The sequence below is a fragment of the Mesorhizobium sp. M0189 genome, from assembly GCF_040322135.1.
GTDB lineage: Bacteria > Pseudomonadota > Alphaproteobacteria > Rhizobiales > Rhizobiaceae > Mesorhizobium.
Genome location: NZ_JAMYSW010000018.1, coordinates 62,741 through 78,429 on the forward strand (window position 1 = coordinate 62,741; position 15,689 = coordinate 78,429).

The following is a 15,689-nucleotide window of genomic DNA, read 5'->3' on the forward strand; positions in this document are numbered from 1 at the left end:
TTCACAGTTGCACCGTGCGGCGGTCGAAGAAGCGCAGCATCACAAGCGTGCCGATGCTGAGGATGAGAAACAGCAGCGTTCCCAGCGCAAGCGCCAGGCCTATATCGGTGATACCGACCGCGCCTTCGGCGCCGAAAGCGAGCCGGTAGAAATAGGTCACCAGCGTGTCTGTGGAATAGCTCGGATTGCCCTGCACGCCTTGCATGACATAGACGATGTCGAACTGGTTGAAGGTGTTGATGAACGACAGCGTCGTCAACGTGCCGACGGCCGGCATCAGCAAAGGCAGGGCAACCGAGACCAGCATGCGGCCGCTGCCGGCGCCATCCAGCCTGGCAGCCTCGAATATCTGGGACGAAATCTGCCTGAGGCCGGCGGTGTAGATCAGCACCGGCAGGCCCATCCAGTTCCAGGCGTCAACGGCGATCAGCATCACGAGTGCCGTGTGGCTGTTGCCGAGAACCGTCAGGCTGCCTTGATGCAGGCCAAGGCCGTTGAGCATCCATTCGATGGTGCCGCCGGGCGCCAGCAGCAGCCGCCACAGGGCGCCGACGATGACCGGGCTCAGCACTGCCGGGAAGAAGAAGACCGACTGGAAGAAGGCCGCCCCTTTGGCGCGCAGGAACAGCAGCCAGGCCAACAGCAGACCAAGGCCGTTCTGGAACAGCATGATGCCGAAGAACCAGGCGACGTTGTGCCAGAGCGCTCCGTAGAGCCGCCCACCGCTCGGGAAAACGAACAGGCGGGTAAAATTCGACAGGCCGGCGAACTCCAGCATGCGCAGGCCCCTCCAGACGAAGAAGCTGCCCCACAGCGACATCAGCAGCGGATAAAGGACAAACAGCGCATAAACGGCCAGTGCCGGCACGATGAACAGCACGGCCATGCGCTGCTGGGTGCGCTGAAGGCTGCTTTTGCGGCGACGGGCGATCATGTGCTGTTTCGCGCAGGGTGTGACGGCCTACTGCTTCGGCTTGAACCAGCTGCTGACGGCGGCCTGCATGTCCGCCGCCAGCTTCTGCGGCGTGATGTTGCCTTCGACCATGTCGATGATCTCGGACTGCAGGATCGAGGAGGCCGTAGGCGTCTGCCAGCGGAAGCCGACAAGCGTCAGATAGGGTGTGGAATTCTTCGACATCTCCATCATCGTGGCGAGTACCGGGTCCTTCACGGTGACGTCGGTACGGGCCGGCGGCCAGCCCAACTCGTCGGCGAAGAGCTGCGCGAACTCGGCCGAAGCCATGAAGTTGAGCACCTTGATCGCTGCCTCCTTGTTGGTGCTTTCAGAGACCAGACCATAGGAGCCGTCTGAAAAGGCCGAGGTGTAGAGCTTGGTGGCAGGATCGTCGGCGGGGAACGGGAAGATCGAGAATTTCAGCTTCGGGTTCTGCGCCTTGAAGCTGCCGTTCTCGAACGAGCCGCCGAAGAACATGGCCGCCTTGCCGCCGATGAATTGCTGTGTCGAGGTGGTGTAATCGACCCCGGCAAAGCCGTCGGAGAAATACGGTTTCAAGTCGGCATAGCGTTTCAGGGCAGCCACGTAGCGCGGATCCTCGAAGGTCGCCTTGCCGCTCATCATTTCGTCGTAGAAGCCCGGGCCATAGATGGTCGGGCCGACAACACCGACGCCGATCTCCAGCGCCCAGGCGGAGCCGTTGGCACCGCCGGCGGCTATTGGCGTTATCCCCGCCGCTTTCAGCTTCTCGCAGGCGGCGACGAAATCTTTGTAGGTCTTGGGAATGTCGATGCCCTGGGCGGCGAAGATGTCTTGATTGTAGAAGACGCCCATCATCGGCACCGAATAGGGCACGCCATAGGTCTTGCCGTCGGCACGGCCACGAGCGCCGCCCAGCGCGCTATCGGGCATGTTCTTCAGCTCCGGCACGCTGTCGTCGAGCGCGTCGAGATACCCACCCTCGATGAACGGTTGCAGTTCGCCGTAAGCCTTGAGCTGAGCGATATCAGGCCCGCGGCCGCCACGCAGCGCCGTGCTCAGCCGGTTCTGGTAGTCGGCGTCGGGGGTGAACTGGATGTTGACCTTAATGCCGGGAGTCTTGGCCTCGAAGGCGTCGAAGATGCGGCGCATCGCAGCCTCGTCCTCGGTGCGCCAGCTCCACAGGGTCACGGTGTCGTCGGCCTTGGCCGGCAGTGCGGTGAGGACCCCGGTGCAGACTGCGGCAAACCCGCCGATCAGGCGGAGTGCGGCGCGTCGATGAATTGAAAGCATGCTCAGTCTCCCATTCTTGTCGATATTGTCATCCCCACGGCGGTTCAAAAGCCGCAAGGCAGTCATAGCTTTTCTCATGTCATTATAACGACATGACTTGGACCGCAAGTGCCTTGCGGTATGTTCGGGCATGGCCGGCAGCGGAGAATCATCTCGAACTGTATCAGATAATTTCTTGTTTTCACGATATAATCTTGCATGCTTGGTTGACCGCAGTAAGAAAACGCCGCAACACCGGCAGGAGCTCTCCACGAAGATAGCGCTTGCATCGTTGCTTCAACTTGTCATAACGTCATGGACGTCGCTGTGTGGCTATGCGGAGGGTCGGATGTCTTTGGCTTGGATTTCGAAACTGGCGCTGGCTGCAGGGTTGTTGGCCTCGCCCACCATTGGTTGGACCCAATCGGTCAACATCTCCTATCTGACCCACTGGTCGCCCGAAACGGTCGCTTTGCTGGACGCCGCGGCCAAGGACTACGCCAAGAGCAATCCGGATGTGACCGTCACCGTGCGCGCCGTCCCCTTCGGCGATCTCCTGACGACACTGCGTTCCCAGGGCGGCAGCTCGGACGGGCCGACGATCGGCGGCATCTATGATTTGTGGCTGCCCGAACTGGCGCGAGACAAGCTGGTCGCGCCGGCCCCCGATGCGGTTGCCGGCGAGGTCAAGAGCGCGTGGCCGGCCGGTGTCGTCAGTGCGGCCTCTGTTGGTGGCACGCTCTACGGCATTCCAAACGAGATCGACGTCTATGCACTGAACTACAACAAGGAGCTGTTCAAGCAGGCAGGCATTACGGCCGCGCCGAAAACCTGGTCCGAATTGAAGGATGCGGCCCAGAAGCTGACCAGGAAAGATGCCGGCCAGCAAGGTTTCGGCATGATCAATTCCTGGGCGGCGGGCGTCGTCCATCCCTTCGCCTCGCTGCTGGCCTCCAATGGCGGCGAGCTGGTCAAGGACGGCAAACCGGTGCTCGACAGTCCTCAAGCCGGCGAGACTTTCCAGCTCTACGAGGACCTGATCAAGTCCGGTGCCAGCGATCCGGCGATGGCCACGGCCGACGCCAACACTACCGGCCCCTTCCTAGACAGTTTCGTTTCCGGCAAGACCGGCATGATCATCATGGCCAACTGGTGGGAAAGCGCATTGAAGAGCGGCATGGGCGACAAGTTCTCCAATATCGCCACCGCACCCATCCCGGTGGGTCCGAACGGCGACAAGCCGCACTCGATCTCCTATTCGTGGATGACCGTCGTCAACGCCAATGCCGGTGAAGCCGAGCAGAAAGCGGCATGGGATTTCCTGGCGTGGCTGAACAGTCCGAAGTCCGGCGAGAACGGCGCCTCGGCAATGTCGGATATTCTGATGTCGATGGGCATCCTGCCGACGCGGACCTCCGACATCGAAGCCCATAAGGACAAGCTCGGCTCCGAGTTCCTGTCCGGCTATGTTAGCGTCCTTGCCGACGCCAAGCCCTTCCCTGTCGTGCCGGGCGGCCAGGAGTTCAGCGAATCGCTGCAGCAGACGCTCGAGGCGTTGCAGTATGGTCAGCTCTCGGCCAAGGATGCGCAGGCGAACGCGCAGGCCGATGCCGTCTCGATCCTGGAGCGTGCCGCCAAATAGCGAAGGCGCTGTTTCGAGAGCCCGGCGCTTTGGAAGCAGAGCGATGATCAAGAACTATCGTGCCTCGGCGGGCATCATGCTGGCGCCTGCCGTGACATTGATCGGTGTTTTCATCCTGCTGCCGATGCTGCTCACCATCTGGCTGTCATTCCAGGACTGGTCGACGCAGACGCCTTTTTCCAATGCGAGCTTCATCGGCTTCGACAATTTTCGCGAAATATTCGGACCGACCTCGGTCGGGCGGGATTTCAAGCGAGCACTGCTCAACACCGCGATCTACACGGCATTGTCGGTGATGCTCATCCTGCCCCTTTCGGTCGCGTTCGGTTTGATGGTCTACCAGCGCGATGTCGCAGGCGGCACGGCGCTGCGGACCGTGTTGTTTTCCACCTACATGGTGCCGATGATCGCCGTGACGCTGGTCTGGTCGAAGCTTTATTCGCCGAGCGAAGGGCCGCTCAACCAGATGCTCGGCCTCGCCGGCATCGGCCCGCAACCCTGGCTGTCCTCGCCAAGATCGGCGTTGATCTCGATCGTCGTCCTCAATGTCTGGCAGCAGACCGGCTATTTTACCGTGCTGGCCGTTGCCGGGCTGACCCAGATCCCGGGCAGTCTTTACGAGGCGGCGACTCTGGACGGCGCCACCCGACGCGAACAGTTCCGCTTTATCACGTTGCCGCTGCTGCGGCGCACGCTTCTGTTCAGCGCCGTCATCGCCATCATAAACGCCGTGCAGGTGTTCGAGCCGGTGGCGCTGATCACCCAAGGCGGGCCGGTCGGCTCGACCAATGTGCTGACCTATCACATCCGCCGTGTCGGCATCGAGCGCGCGCAAGGCGGATTGGGCTCGGCCATGGCAGTGATGCTGATGTTGGCGCTGATCGTCGTTGTGTGCGCGCTGTTTGCATTTGCCAACCGGAAGGATGACGAATGAGCGCGCCGGGCCGATCAGCATCGAGCCGGTTGGCGCGCAAACGCCTGGCGGGCCGCAGAGCACTGGTCGCCACGCTGATGCTGCTGGTTGCCGTGGCCTCCGCCTTTCCGCTGTTGTGGATGGTGCTCTCCAGCCTGAAGACGCCGGCCGAAACCATGCAGGTGCCGCCGGTGTGGATACCGCGCACGCCAAGCCTCGAAGCGTATGAGAAAGTGTCCGGCGTCATCAATGTCGGCCGCTCGATGTGGAATTCGCTCGTGATCGCCACGATCACCACCACCGGCATTCTGGTCACCAGCATGATGGCTGGCTACGCCTTCGCCAAGCATCACTTTCCCGGCCGCTCACTGCTGTTTTCGGTGCTGATCGCCACAATGTTCCTGCCGCCGATCGTGACTTTGGTCCCGCTGTACCGTCTCGTCGGATCGATCGGCCTGAATGCCAGCCTTGCCGGCATCATCGTGCCCAACCTCGCCAATGCCTTCGGCATCTTCCTGATGCGCCAGTTCATCGCCGGCGTGCCGGACGATTTGATCGACGCGGCACGGATGGATGGGGCGTCGGAACTTGTGATCCTGTTCAAGATCGTCGCGCCGAGCGTGGCGCCCGCGACCGCGGCATTGGCGCTGTTTGCCTTCGTCTATCATTGGAACAGCTATCTGTGGCCGCTTACCGTGCTGCAGGGCAATGCGGAAGATTATCCGATCGTCATTAGCCTCAGCCGCCTGCTCAGCTACAACAGAGGTGCGCTCAACACCGGACTGGTCATGGCGGGCGCCACTCTTGCCGTGCTGCCGCCACTGGTGCTGTTCGTTTTCCTGCAGCGCTTCTTCGTGGATTCGATCGTCGGCTCGGCGATCAAGGGATAGCGTCGGCGGCACTGCCGGCTTACGCCCGGCTGTCGTCGGAACGCGCCCTGAAAGCTACCAAGCCATCAGCGAACTTGGACGCCAAATGCCACAGCTTAGCTGCACCTGTGATACCGGTTGTTGTGCTACATATGTAACCATGCTCATCGCCCCAGGAGCGGGAGATCATGGCACTTACCCATGAGACTATTGAACTGTCGGGATTTGGCGTCCTCACCGGAAAGCCGAAGGAGGTTGGTGACCGACTTGATCGCCTAACTGCCGAGCTGGTCATAGCAGTAACGGTCGAGCATGGGAGTGAACCTGCTGTGCGCGGCCTCGCGGACACGCTCGTCAGCATTGCGCCTCTGGTGCGTACGATCCTGATGAGTCGCCAGCGCGAAGCCATAAGCACGATAATCGACGCCCTGGTCCCTGACGTGCCGCCTCCGCAACACATGCTCATAGAAGCGCGGATGGCGGCCGAGGCGAGAAGAGAAGTATTGGAAAGCGGCGATTGGCTGACCGCTCCTCAAGTCGCGACAATGGCAGGGTTCAGCACGAGCAACCCACGTGCGCAGCCAAACAAGTGGAAAAAACAAGGCCGCATCTTCGCAGTTCGGCATCGGGGCGTAGACTATTTTCCCGGCTACGCTCTGGATATTGCAGCTGGATATCGGCCCGCTAAACCGCTCGCTAAGGTTCTGAGTGTGTTTCGCGGGAAAAAGGATGCCTGGGGGCTCGCCTATTGGTTTGCATCGATCAATAGCTTCCTTGGCGGCAAACGTCCGCAAGATGTGCTCGCCTCGGACCCCGAACGCGTTCTTTCAGCTGCCGAGGATGAGTTAGCACGCGCACCACATGGCTAATCGACGCTGCTTGGCGCGCGAAGCTATGGTGAGCCGCATCCGATGGTGAGTCGCCCATGGCGCATGGTATCGGACGCATCCAGGCCGGCGCCTGTATGGCGGTCGAGACGAGTCTCTTTTTTGTCACTCAGGGACAGTTGGCGCGACGCGATCTGAACGACATCGGCGGCCCGTGATGGCTCGAGATGCCGCAACGCCTGAACGACTGTTCCCGCACCACTCCCCGGTGCTATCAGGTGTTTGGGCGACGCATGGCGCAGGTCGATAACACGCCTTCCGAGCACCACGCGACGGGATGAACCGTCCGTGAGATATGAGATTCGGGCGGGAACTTGGCTGGTCAGACCAAGCGCATTGGCCGCATGCGTCCCGGCGACCTGCACATGAGAGCCCGTCTCCCTGGCCAGACCTGGGCAACATCATCGGGCGACGGGGAAAGCGCCCAAGTTTTGGATGCAGTTTCGGGAAATCGTAAAGTCCGCGGGCGAGACGCCGCAACCTACCTCTTTGATGAGGCGCGAGAGCGCCTGATCGATCGCTGACCGTCCCGCCAGATCTTGCGGAAGGCTGCCCCGGAGGAGGACAGCGACTAAGCGACGGCACGATGCCGAGCTTCACGCAGCAAATCTCGGCTCCGGAACTCCCGTTACTCCGAGGCCGGTGATGGCAAAAAGGCTGCCGCGTAAAACTCCGTCGCCCGGAAAGCGCGGCAGCGGCGGCTTGGCCATCGACGTGACGTACAGGGTATCGAGCTTCGGCCCGCCGAACATGACGCTGGTGATCTTCTTGACGGGCATGTCGATGATGCGATCAACGCTGCCGTCGGGCGCGTAACGCACCAGCCTGCCGTCATAGACCAGCGCGTTCCAGAGGAATCCTTCCGAATCGACAGTTGAGCCGTCGGCCGCCCCTCCCCGGCTGGTATCGACGCGGGTGAAAGTGCGCCGGTTGGTGGCGGCACCGGTTTCGATATCATAGTCGTAGGCCCAGATCTCGCCGGTCCAGGTGTCGGCGAAATAGAAGGTGCGGTCGTCTGGACTCCAGCACGGGCCGTTCGAGCAGATGATGCCGGAATCAATCCTGGTCACGGAGAAATCGGGATCGAGCCGGTAGAGCCCTCCGGAGGGTCCCTCTTCCATCGTGTCCATTGAGCCCGCGAAGAAGCGGCCGCGCCGATCGACCTTGCCGTCATTGAGCCGGTTCATCGGCCGGTCCGGCTCCGGATCGTGGATCGGCGTCACCTCGCCGGTGGCGAAATCAAGCAGATGGAAGCCGCGCTGCAGCGACACCACCGCGCCACCGCCGTCCTTGCGCAACGCCATCGAGCCGATCTTCATCGGCACGTCCCAGCAACGGATCTCGCGGCCGTCGGCGGTCGCCCGAAACACGCGCCCATCGAAACTGTCGATCCAGTAGAGGCGCTCCTGTTCAACGTCCCACAGCGGTCCCTCGCCCAGCGTGGTTTTCACGTCCACCACGACCTCGATCTTCATGCCGTCCTCCTCTGTTCGAACCTTGCAGAAACCGGTCAGAACGCGACCTGGTCGCCGCCCTTCAATGACAGGATTTCGCGAGCCTCGTCGGGCGTCGCCACTTCCATGCCGAGGCCTTCGATAATCTTACGGGCAAGCACCACCTGCTCGGCGTTCGATTTGGCAAGCTTGCCCTTGCCGGCCCACAGACTGTCTTCGAGCCCAACGCGAATATTGCCGCCAAGCGCTGCCGATTGCGCGGCAATGCGCAGCTGGCTGGCGCCGGCACCCAGCACCGACCAGCGGTATTGATCGCCGAACAGGCGATCGGCGGTGCGCTTCATATGGGCGACGTCTTCCGGGTGCGTACCGATGCCGCCGAGCAGGCCGAACACGGACTGTACGAAGAACGGCGGTTTCACCAGCCCGCGATCGGCGAAATGCGAGAGGTTATAGAGATGGGCAATGTCGTAGCACTCGAACTCGAAGCGCGTGCCGTTGTCGTAACAGGTCTCCAGTATGTACTCGATGTCCTTGAACGAGTTGCGGAAGACCAGGTCACGCGTCGCTTCCAGGTGCGGCCTTTCCCAGTCGAACTTGAACGTTTCGTATTTGTCTACGAGGTGATAGAGCCCGAAATTGATCGACCCCATGTTGAGCGAGGCGACTTCCGGCTTGAACTGGGCGGCGGGCCGCACACGCTCCTCCACCTTCATGTAAGGACTGCCGCCGGTGGTGATGTTGATGGCGGCATTGGTGCCTTGCTTGACGCGCGGCAGGAAACGCGCGAACGCCTCCGGCGTCTGGTCGGGCTTGCCGGTCTCAGGGTCGCGGGCATGCAGATGCAGGATTGCCGCACCAGCCTCGGCCGCCGCAATCGCCTCCGAGGCGATCTGGTCTGGCGTGATCGGCAGATAAGGCGACATGGTCGGCGTATGGATTGCCCCCGTCACCGCACAGGTGATGATGACCTTGCCCTTGGCCTGCGGGGCGCCGGGCTTGCGGCTTGTTTCCATCATCGTCCAAACTCCTGATCCGATTTTTTCTTGTGCGCCGCCAGCGCCATCAGCCGACGGTCGCGCCAGACCTGCCGTTCGCCGAGTTCTTCCCGCGGCAGGCGCGTGCGGCGCTGGGCCTCGATCGTCTCCATGACCTCGCCGGCCCAGTCGACCCGACGCAGCATCTGCGGGAAGATGTTGGAATAGATCGTCTGGTAGCGCTCTACATAGTCGCGCACACCACCAGGCGCGTTGAGGTCGATCGTTTCGAAGGGACCCATGAACGACCAGCGCAGCGCCAGCCCCTCGCGCAGGCCCGTGTCGACGTCCTCGACACTGGCGTAGCCGTCGGCGACGAGCCGGAACGCCTCCTCCAACAGCGCGCCCTGCAAGCGATTCATGATGAAGCCGTCGAGTTCGCGCTTCATCACCAGCGGCGCGTGGCCCGCTTCGACAAGAAAGGCGCGGGTCCTTTCCACCGTTTCGGCGGAGGTCCATGGCGCCGGCACGACTTCCGCTGCCGGGATGAGATAGGGCGGATTGATTGGATGTACGACGAGGCAGCGATGCCGCGCCTGCAGATGATCGGTGAATTTCGACGGCAACAGCGCCGAGGTGGAACTGGCGATCACCGCCTGCGGACCGGCAAGGGCGTCGATCCGAGAGAATACGTCACGCTTCACCTCCAGGTTTTCCGGTGTGTTCTCCTGGACGTGGACGGCATCGGCCAAGGCTTCTCCAAGCTCCGCCACAATGGTGATGCGGCCAAGCACGGCATCCACCGCTTGTCCCCGCAGCAAATCGTTGGCGGCGAGGTCGCCGAGCACGCCGGCGATATAGTCGCGCGCGCCGCTGGTCGCGGCCGCCGCCTGGTCCCACATGCGCACATCATGGCCCGCACGAGCGAAGCTGATCGCCCACGCTCGCCCGATGAAGCCGCTTCCGACAATTGCTACCTTCGCCATGATCGCCTCCCCTCACAGTGTCTCGACATTGCCGTCGACGCCAAGCGACTGGCCGGAAATGTTGACGCCCGCATCGGAAAGCAGGAAGGCCACCATTGCCGCGACATCGTATGGGCTGGTCATGCGGCGCAGCGAGATGTTCTGCAGATAGCGTTGTGTCATCTCCTCGTTTGACACGCCGAGCTGCTTTGCCCGGTCGGCAATGACCTTGTCGATGCGCGGCCCTTCGATGAGACCGGGCAAGATGGCATTGACCCTGATCCCATGCGGTCCGAGTTCCTTGGCGAGGCTCTGGGTCAGGCCGACAACGCCGAACTTGGCAGCCGAATAGGGGGTGCGGAATGCGTAGCCATGGCGGCCGGCGGCCGAAGACATTGAGACGATCGAGCCGCCGCCCGCCGCCTTGATCAGCGGCACGGCACGCCGCGCGCACAGGAACTGGCCGGTCAGGCAGATATCTATGCAACGCCGCCAGTCTGCCGGATCGATCTCGTCGACGCCGCCGGTCGGCCCGGCAATGCCGGCATTGTTGATCAGGGCGTCGAGCCCGCCGAGCTTCTCCTTGACAGTCTCGAACAGCCGGTCGACATCATCGTCGCGTGAAACGTCGGCCTTGACTGCGGCGGCGAGCTTAATCCTCTCTGGAGCAGCGGCCAGCGCCTCGTTGGAAATATCGCAGATCGCGACGCGTGCGCCGAGCCGCGATAGCGTCTCTGCAATGGCAAAGCCAATGCCGCCAGCGCCCGCCGTGACCAGCACGCGCTGGCCTTTGAGCCCGGTCAGGAATTCGTCCGCCGATGCCGGTGAGCTTGAGCTCATTGTTCCATCCCTTTCACTGAATCCGCCTTTCGCGCAGCGCCATGACGGCACCGAGCACCACCAGCCCAAACAGAATCGCCCGCGTCGCATAAGGCAGCGTCGTGCCGGCGAGCAGCATCTGCAACGCGGTCAGGAGCAGCACCCCACCCAGCATGCCGAGATAGTGGCCACGCCCGCCGGTAATCAGCGCACCGCCGACCACGACGACGGCGATGGAGGGCAGTAGATAATCGTCGCCCATGCCGAGGCTGGCCTGGCCGGAAAAGCCGGTCAGCATGATGCCGACGATCGCCGCGCAGACCGCCGACAGCACATAGACGAGGATGAGCGTGCGACCGACCGCGATGCCGGAGAGCTGGGCTGCGCGCAGGCTGTTGCCGATGCCATAGACGCGGCGGCCGAAAGCGGTGCGGCCGAGCAGCAGTACGGCAAATACGACGAAGGCGATCATGAACAGCACCACCGGCGTGATGGCGAATATTTTGCCGGTCATGAACCAGCGCAGCATCGGCGAGGAGAAGCCGGCCGGCGTGCCTTGCGAGTAGAGCAAAGCGAAACCTTGCAGAATGCCGTTGGTGGCCAGCGTCATTACAATTGGCGAAATGCCGAGGAAGACGATGCCGATGCCGTTGGCGAGACCGATCAGGCAAGCGATGAGCAGCACCGCCGGCAGCGCATAGGCAAGTGCAGCATCCGATCCGTTGACCATGCCAGCAAGCAGGATGCCCGAGAGGCCGATCGTCCACGGCAGCGACAGGTCGAGCCCACCGGTGAGGATTACGCTGCCCTGCCCAAGCGCCAGGATGGCAAGGAAGCTCGACAGCACGAACAGCGAGTTCCAGTAGGTGACGTTGACGATGGCGCGTCCAAGCCAGATCTGGGTGACGATCACGACGACGGCCAGGCAGACATAGGCCGGCAGCGCATAGCGCAGCGTCTCGGCGTTACGGACATGGAAGGCCGGCTGCGGCGCCTGCTGGTCGCCAGCGCTGCCCCGCTTGATTCTCAGCCGCCGGTCGGTGCGATCGATCTGCGAGGGCAGCATTCCGGCGCGCCACGCGGCCAGCCGAGCCCGTAGCGCACGCAGTTGGCGGGCAAGCACGGAGCCATGCGACAGCGAGCCGGCAAGCACGGCAAGGATCAGGATCATGCCCTCGGCGATCGTCGAATAATAGGCCGAGACGTTGAGCACGAGCAGGATGTTGACGACCATCATCAGGATGTAGGCGCCGAAGACGGTGCCGACTGGCCCGCCTTGACCGCCGCCCAGCCTTGTGCCGCCGACGACGACTGCCGCGAACATCGACAGCAACAACGGGTTGCCGACCAGCGGATCGCCGCTGCCGGTCTGGGCGCTGATGAAAACGCCGGCAAGCCCATAGCAGCCGCCGGCAATGACATAGACCAGGAAGCGTACGAGAACGACGCGCACACCGACCGCGGCGGCGGCATCCGGGTCGCTGCCGACCGCATAAAGCGCCGTCCCGAAGCGTGTTCCTTTGAGCCAGAACCAGCCGAGCAGGACGACGCCGATGACCACCAGCGGCATCGGTATCCAGCCGGCAATGGCATCACCGAGATAGAAGGCGCCAAGATCGGGCGAGACGAAACCGCCCGGCTTGTCCATGACCAGCAGCGTTACCCCCTGCAGGATGAACATGGTCGACAGTGTGACGACGATTGGCTGCATGCGCAGGACGGCGATGAAGAAGCCGTTGAAGGCGCCGACCAGCATGCCGACACCAATTCCGGCCAAGGTCCACAGCGCGACACTCGTGCCGGTTGCCATCGGATCCATGCCTTTTGCCAGAACGACATTGACCAGCGAGATCACCGCGCCCGCGGACAGGTCGAAACCGCCGGACAGGATGACCAGGGTCTGGCCGATCGCCGCCAGTGCCGAGGTGGCGCCGCCGCTCGACAGGAACGAAATATCGAAATAAGTGAGCCGCCCGGCACTTACCAGATCAACGATTAGCAGGAGCACGGCAAAGACGATCGCCGCGATGATCGCGCCGCGATGCCGCGCGAGGAGCCGCGACACTGTTGCGGCCGGTGCCGCGGGCGAACTCGTCACGCTCATTCCGCCGCCTCCCGGACCAACTCGCCATGGCCAAGCGCCGGCCGCATGATCGCGCCTTCCGTGATGTCGTTGCCGGCAAGCTCCGCCACCAGGTGACCGTCGTAGAGGACGAGCACCCGGTCGCATTGATGGACCAGCTCGGGAATTTCGGTTGAATGCAGAAGGATCGAGCCGCCGGCCGCCACATAGTCGCGCATCATCACATAGAGCTCGTGCTTGGTGCCGACGTCGATGCCGCGGGTCGGATCGAAAAGCAGCAGGATCCGGCTTTCGGCGACCAGCCATTTGGCAATGGCTATCTTCTGCTGGTTGCCGCCAGAGAACGCCCCTGCCCTCGTCCATAATGCACTGCGGTCGACCTCCACGGTTGAGAAGGCGGACTGCACGGCCTTTGCCTCCTCGTCGTTTCTGATCAGGCCAAATCGGGTAAAGCGTTCGACCACAGGCAGCGATGCATTCTGCCGGCCCGAGAGCTTCAGGAACAGGCCTTCGGTCTTGCGGTCCTCCGGCACCAGCCCGATCGCCATGTTGGGCTTGAGCGCATCGGAGGGCGAGCCGAGCCAGACCTTGCGGCCGTCGACCAGGACATGGCCGCGCTCGATCTCGGCCATGCCGAAGCAGGCGAGGAACAAGTCGAGCTGCCCCATGCCCTGAAGCCCGGCAATGCCGAGAATCTCGCCCTTGCGCAGGTCGAAATCGACGCCGTCGAGCTTCCTCCCCGTCTTGAGATCGCGCACACCGAGCACCGGCGGACCGAAGGCGGCCTCACTTTGAGGTTTCGGCGGGAAGGTCTGGGCGATGCTGCGGCCGATGATCTTTTCGATCACCTCACCATCCGAAACATCGGCAACCGGCGCGGTCACGATGTGGTGGCCGTTCCTGAGAATGGTCAGCGTGTCGCAGAAAGCCCGCACCTCGCGCATGCGATGGGTGATGAACACGACCGTGGTACCGGCCGCTTTCAATTGCGCGATGATGGCGCCCAGCCACTCGACATCGCCACCTGACAGTGTCGAAGTCGGCTCGTCGAGCAGAAGGATGCGCGGCTTGCGATAGAGCGCGCGCGCGATTTCGATCTTCTGGCGGATGGCGAGATCGAGCGTCGCCACCTCGGCATCGAGATCGACCGAAAACCCCAGATCGGAAATGTGCTTGCGGACTGCCTTGCGTGCCGCCGAGCGCCTGATCAGGCCGATCGGGCCGGCGGGCGCGTAAGGCAGCAACATATTGTCGAGAACGCTGAGATCGCGTACCAGCGTCATTTCCTGGAAGGCCGTCTGCACGCCCTTGGCGTGTGCGGCGCGCGGCGAACCGAGGGGTGCGGGTTCGCCAAGAACGGTGATTTGCCCTTCGTCGGGCCGTACCAGCCCCGACAGCAGCTTGACGAGGGTCGACTTGCCCGCACCGTTCTCGCCAAGCAGGGCATGCACGCTGCCGGAAGCGATCTCGAAGGAAACGCCATCGAGGGCAACTGTTGCGCCAAACGCCTTGCGGACGCCCTCTATGCCGACAGCTGTCGAATGCGCTGACATCATGATCTCAGTCCCAGCCCGCATGAAAGCTGCGTGGAGCGCCTCGAAAGCACCCCACGCCCCACTTCGGAAGGCCTACTCCTCGGGCTGGCCTACAAGGGCGGCCGCGAGACCGATCTCAGGTGTCTGATCGGAGAAGATCGAGGCGAACCAGCCTGGGTTCGAGACCAGCGACGGTTTGAACGCATTGCAACCAGCCTTCATCTCCGCCCAGGTGCCCTCGTCGCAAAGCTTTATCGTCTCGTTGGTGACGACCGGCAGCGGCAGGATCGTCTTCTTGGCAACGTGCTTGCCTTCAAGCGCCTCGACGGCAAGCTTGAGAGCGAGCGCCCCGGAATAAGGCGGCGAGGCGTAGGAAATGCGCGGCGCGCCGAGCGGCGCATAGGGAGAGGTTGCGCCCTCGACCTCCGTGCCCTCCGGCAGCATCTGGATGCGCCCGCCATTGGAGCCCTCGCCGGCGCAAGGCAGGAGTTCGCTGACCTTCTTGCCGGCCTCGAGCTGCATGGAATTGGCAGTGAAGCAGCCTACCTGCATCCACAGCCCATTTATGTCATCCCAGCTGCGCGTCGCCAATATCTTGGACAGTTCGGTACGGGCCACCGCCTGGCTCCACATGCCGACAGCTTCGCCGACGATCTTGATGTCGGGATGCTTGGCAAACACCTCCTTCGCGGCCTTGGTGCGCAGATCATCGACCGACGTGCCGGGAACGCCGGTCACCGCGATGATGTTGCCCTTGCCATTAAGTTTCTTGACCAGCCACTCCGCCGTCACCCGGCCAGCCTCTTCCTGGTCGATATGGACGTTGTAGGCGCAGGGCTCGGTGATCTCGGCATCATAGGCAAACACCTTTACCCCCTTGTCGCAGGCGTTCTTCACCACCTGGTTGAGCGCTGTCGGCGAGATCGGGAAAATCACGATGGCTTCGGCGCCTGCCTGCACCATCGCGTTGATCTGCTGGATCTGGCGCTGTGCGTTCGGCCCCGCCACCTGAACCTGGAGGTCGACCTTGTCGGCCATGCTCTTGTGCGACGCCATCGCCTTGAGCATGTTGGCGGCCTCGGCCTGCCAATCATTGCCGATGAAGCTCATGCTGAGAAATATCTTGTGCTTTCCGGCCGCTTCGGCGGCGGACGTACCACAAACGCAAACAGCCATGCCGGCAAGCAGCGCAAGCCGCCGGGCTTTCGATCCGATACCCATTCGAAACTCCTCCCAGTTCAGACGACCGAATGCCTCCCAAGGGTACGAAACGTACTCCTTGTCATTCGATGCGGCTGACCGTATCATGATTTGATCAAAGATCAATGATGAAATGGCT

The 15,689-nt window shown here is 62.5% G+C and carries 13 protein-coding genes and 1 pseudogene; 4 read left to right on the top strand and 10 right to left on the bottom strand.

Translation table 11 applies throughout. The annotated features are described in order from the left end of the window. Position 1: 1 nt before the first annotated feature. Positions 2-934: a carbohydrate ABC transporter permease gene (locus NKJ09_RS26345; protein ID WP_031195041.1), complete on the bottom strand. Its 933-nt coding sequence runs from the start codon at positions 932-934 to the stop codon at positions 2-4. A 27-nt stretch (positions 935-961) separates the two neighbouring features. Further along, on the bottom strand, positions 962-2,227 hold the full coding sequence (locus tag NKJ09_RS26350; RefSeq protein ID WP_352494296.1) for an extracellular solute-binding protein: 1,266 nt from the start codon (positions 2,225-2,227) through the stop codon (positions 962-964). A gap of 328 nt (positions 2,228-2,555) precedes the next feature. Between NKJ09_RS26350 and NKJ09_RS26355 the strand changes: the two genes are divergently transcribed. The 4 genes from NKJ09_RS26355 to NKJ09_RS26370 all read left to right on the top strand — a co-directional run bounded on the left by NKJ09_RS26355 (position 2,556) and on the right by NKJ09_RS26370 (position 6,499). Further along, entirely contained in the window at positions 2,556-3,848 is a 1,293-nt protein-coding gene (locus NKJ09_RS26355; protein WP_352494297.1) for an ABC transporter substrate-binding protein, read from the top strand. A gap of 43 nt (positions 3,849-3,891) precedes the next feature. Then, entirely contained in the window at positions 3,892-4,782 is an 891-nt protein-coding gene (locus NKJ09_RS26360) for a carbohydrate ABC transporter permease (protein WP_352494298.1), read from the top strand. After that, positions 4,779-5,651 (top strand): carbohydrate ABC transporter permease, encoded by an 873-nt coding sequence (locus tag NKJ09_RS26365; protein WP_352494299.1) that lies wholly within the window; start codon positions 4,779-4,781, stop codon positions 5,649-5,651. The genes NKJ09_RS26360 and NKJ09_RS26365 overlap by 4 nt, the downstream gene beginning before the upstream one ends. 167 nt (positions 5,652-5,818) lie before the next feature. Further along, positions 5,819-6,499 (top strand): hypothetical protein, encoded by a 681-nt coding sequence (locus NKJ09_RS26370; protein WP_352494300.1) that lies wholly within the window; start codon positions 5,819-5,821, stop codon positions 6,497-6,499. Positions 6,500-6,539: 40 nt separating this feature from the next. Here NKJ09_RS26370 and NKJ09_RS26375 read toward each other — a convergent pair. The 8 genes and pseudogenes from NKJ09_RS26375 to NKJ09_RS26410 form a co-directional block, all read right to left on the bottom strand. After that, a pseudogene (locus NKJ09_RS26375) lies at positions 6,540-7,053 on the bottom strand (DUF6088 family protein); the annotation flags it as partial. 60 nt (positions 7,054-7,113) lie between these two features. After that, positions 7,114-7,992, bottom strand: coding sequence for an SMP-30/gluconolactonase/LRE family protein (locus tag NKJ09_RS26380; RefSeq protein ID WP_352494301.1), 879 nt, complete (start codon positions 7,990-7,992; stop codon positions 7,114-7,116). Positions 7,993-8,027: 35 nt separating this feature from the next. Beyond that, positions 8,028-8,990: a 3,5-dioxohexanoate:acetyl-CoA acetone transferase gene (gene kce / locus NKJ09_RS26385; protein WP_352494302.1), complete on the bottom strand. Its 963-nt coding sequence runs from the start codon at positions 8,988-8,990 to the stop codon at positions 8,028-8,030. After that, a complete protein-coding gene (locus NKJ09_RS26390; protein WP_352484661.1) occupies positions 8,987-9,934 on the bottom strand; it encodes a 3-hydroxyacyl-CoA dehydrogenase in 948 nt (315 codons plus the stop codon). Before NKJ09_RS26390 ends, kce begins: the two co-directional genes overlap by 4 nt. Positions 9,935-9,946: 12 nt before the next feature. After that, positions 9,947-10,753 carry an SDR family oxidoreductase gene (locus NKJ09_RS26395; RefSeq protein ID WP_352494303.1) on the bottom strand — a complete coding sequence of 269 codons (807 nt, stop codon included), beginning with the start codon at positions 10,751-10,753 and terminating at the stop codon, positions 9,947-9,949. A 13-nt stretch (positions 10,754-10,766) separates the two neighbouring features. After that, positions 10,767-12,836: an ABC transporter permease gene (locus tag NKJ09_RS26400; protein ID WP_352494304.1), complete on the bottom strand. Its 2,070-nt coding sequence runs from the start codon at positions 12,834-12,836 to the stop codon at positions 10,767-10,769. Beyond that, entirely contained in the window at positions 12,833-14,371 is a 1,539-nt protein-coding gene (locus NKJ09_RS26405) for a sugar ABC transporter ATP-binding protein (RefSeq protein WP_502901349.1), read from the bottom strand. The genes NKJ09_RS26400 and NKJ09_RS26405 overlap by 4 nt, the downstream gene beginning before the upstream one ends. Positions 14,372-14,443: 72 nt before the next feature. Further along, positions 14,444-15,571 carry a sugar ABC transporter substrate-binding protein gene (locus NKJ09_RS26410; RefSeq protein ID WP_023722272.1) on the bottom strand — a complete coding sequence of 376 codons (1,128 nt, stop codon included), beginning with the start codon at positions 15,569-15,571 and terminating at the stop codon, positions 14,444-14,446. Positions 15,572-15,689: the final 118 nt, after the last annotated feature.

Bases quoted from the DNA above. Each gene is read 5' to 3' on its own strand.
- NKJ09_RS26345 (WP_031195041.1), bottom strand. From the start codon at position 934: ATGATCGCCCGTCGCCGCAAAAGCAGCCTTCAGCGCACCCAGCAGCGC.
- NKJ09_RS26350 (WP_352494296.1), bottom strand. From the start codon at position 2,227: ATGCTTTCAATTCATCGACGCGCCGCACTCCGCCTGATCGGCGGGTTT.
- NKJ09_RS26355 (WP_352494297.1), top strand. From the start codon at position 2,556: ATGTCTTTGGCTTGGATTTCGAAACTGGCGCTGGCTGCAGGGTTGTTG.
- NKJ09_RS26360 (WP_352494298.1), top strand. From the start codon at position 3,892: ATGATCAAGAACTATCGTGCCTCGGCGGGCATCATGCTGGCGCCTGCC.
- NKJ09_RS26365 (WP_352494299.1), top strand. From the start codon at position 4,779: ATGAGCGCGCCGGGCCGATCAGCATCGAGCCGGTTGGCGCGCAAACGC.
- NKJ09_RS26370 (WP_352494300.1), top strand. From the start codon at position 5,819: ATGGCACTTACCCATGAGACTATTGAACTGTCGGGATTTGGCGTCCTC.
- NKJ09_RS26380 (WP_352494301.1), bottom strand. From the start codon at position 7,992: ATGAAGATCGAGGTCGTGGTGGACGTGAAAACCACGCTGGGCGAGGGA.
- kce (WP_352494302.1), bottom strand. From the start codon at position 8,990: ATGATGGAAACAAGCCGCAAGCCCGGCGCCCCGCAGGCCAAGGGCAAG.
- NKJ09_RS26390 (WP_352484661.1), bottom strand. From the start codon at position 9,934: ATGGCGAAGGTAGCAATTGTCGGAAGCGGCTTCATCGGGCGAGCGTGG.
- NKJ09_RS26395 (WP_352494303.1), bottom strand. From the start codon at position 10,753: ATGAGCTCAAGCTCACCGGCATCGGCGGACGAATTCCTGACCGGGCTC.
- NKJ09_RS26400 (WP_352494304.1), bottom strand. From the start codon at position 12,836: ATGAGCGTGACGAGTTCGCCCGCGGCACCGGCCGCAACAGTGTCGCGG.
- NKJ09_RS26405 (WP_502901349.1), bottom strand. From the start codon at position 14,371: ATGATGTCAGCGCATTCGACAGCTGTCGGCATAGAGGGCGTCCGCAAG.
- NKJ09_RS26410 (WP_023722272.1), bottom strand. From the start codon at position 15,571: ATGGGTATCGGATCGAAAGCCCGGCGGCTTGCGCTGCTTGCCGGCATG.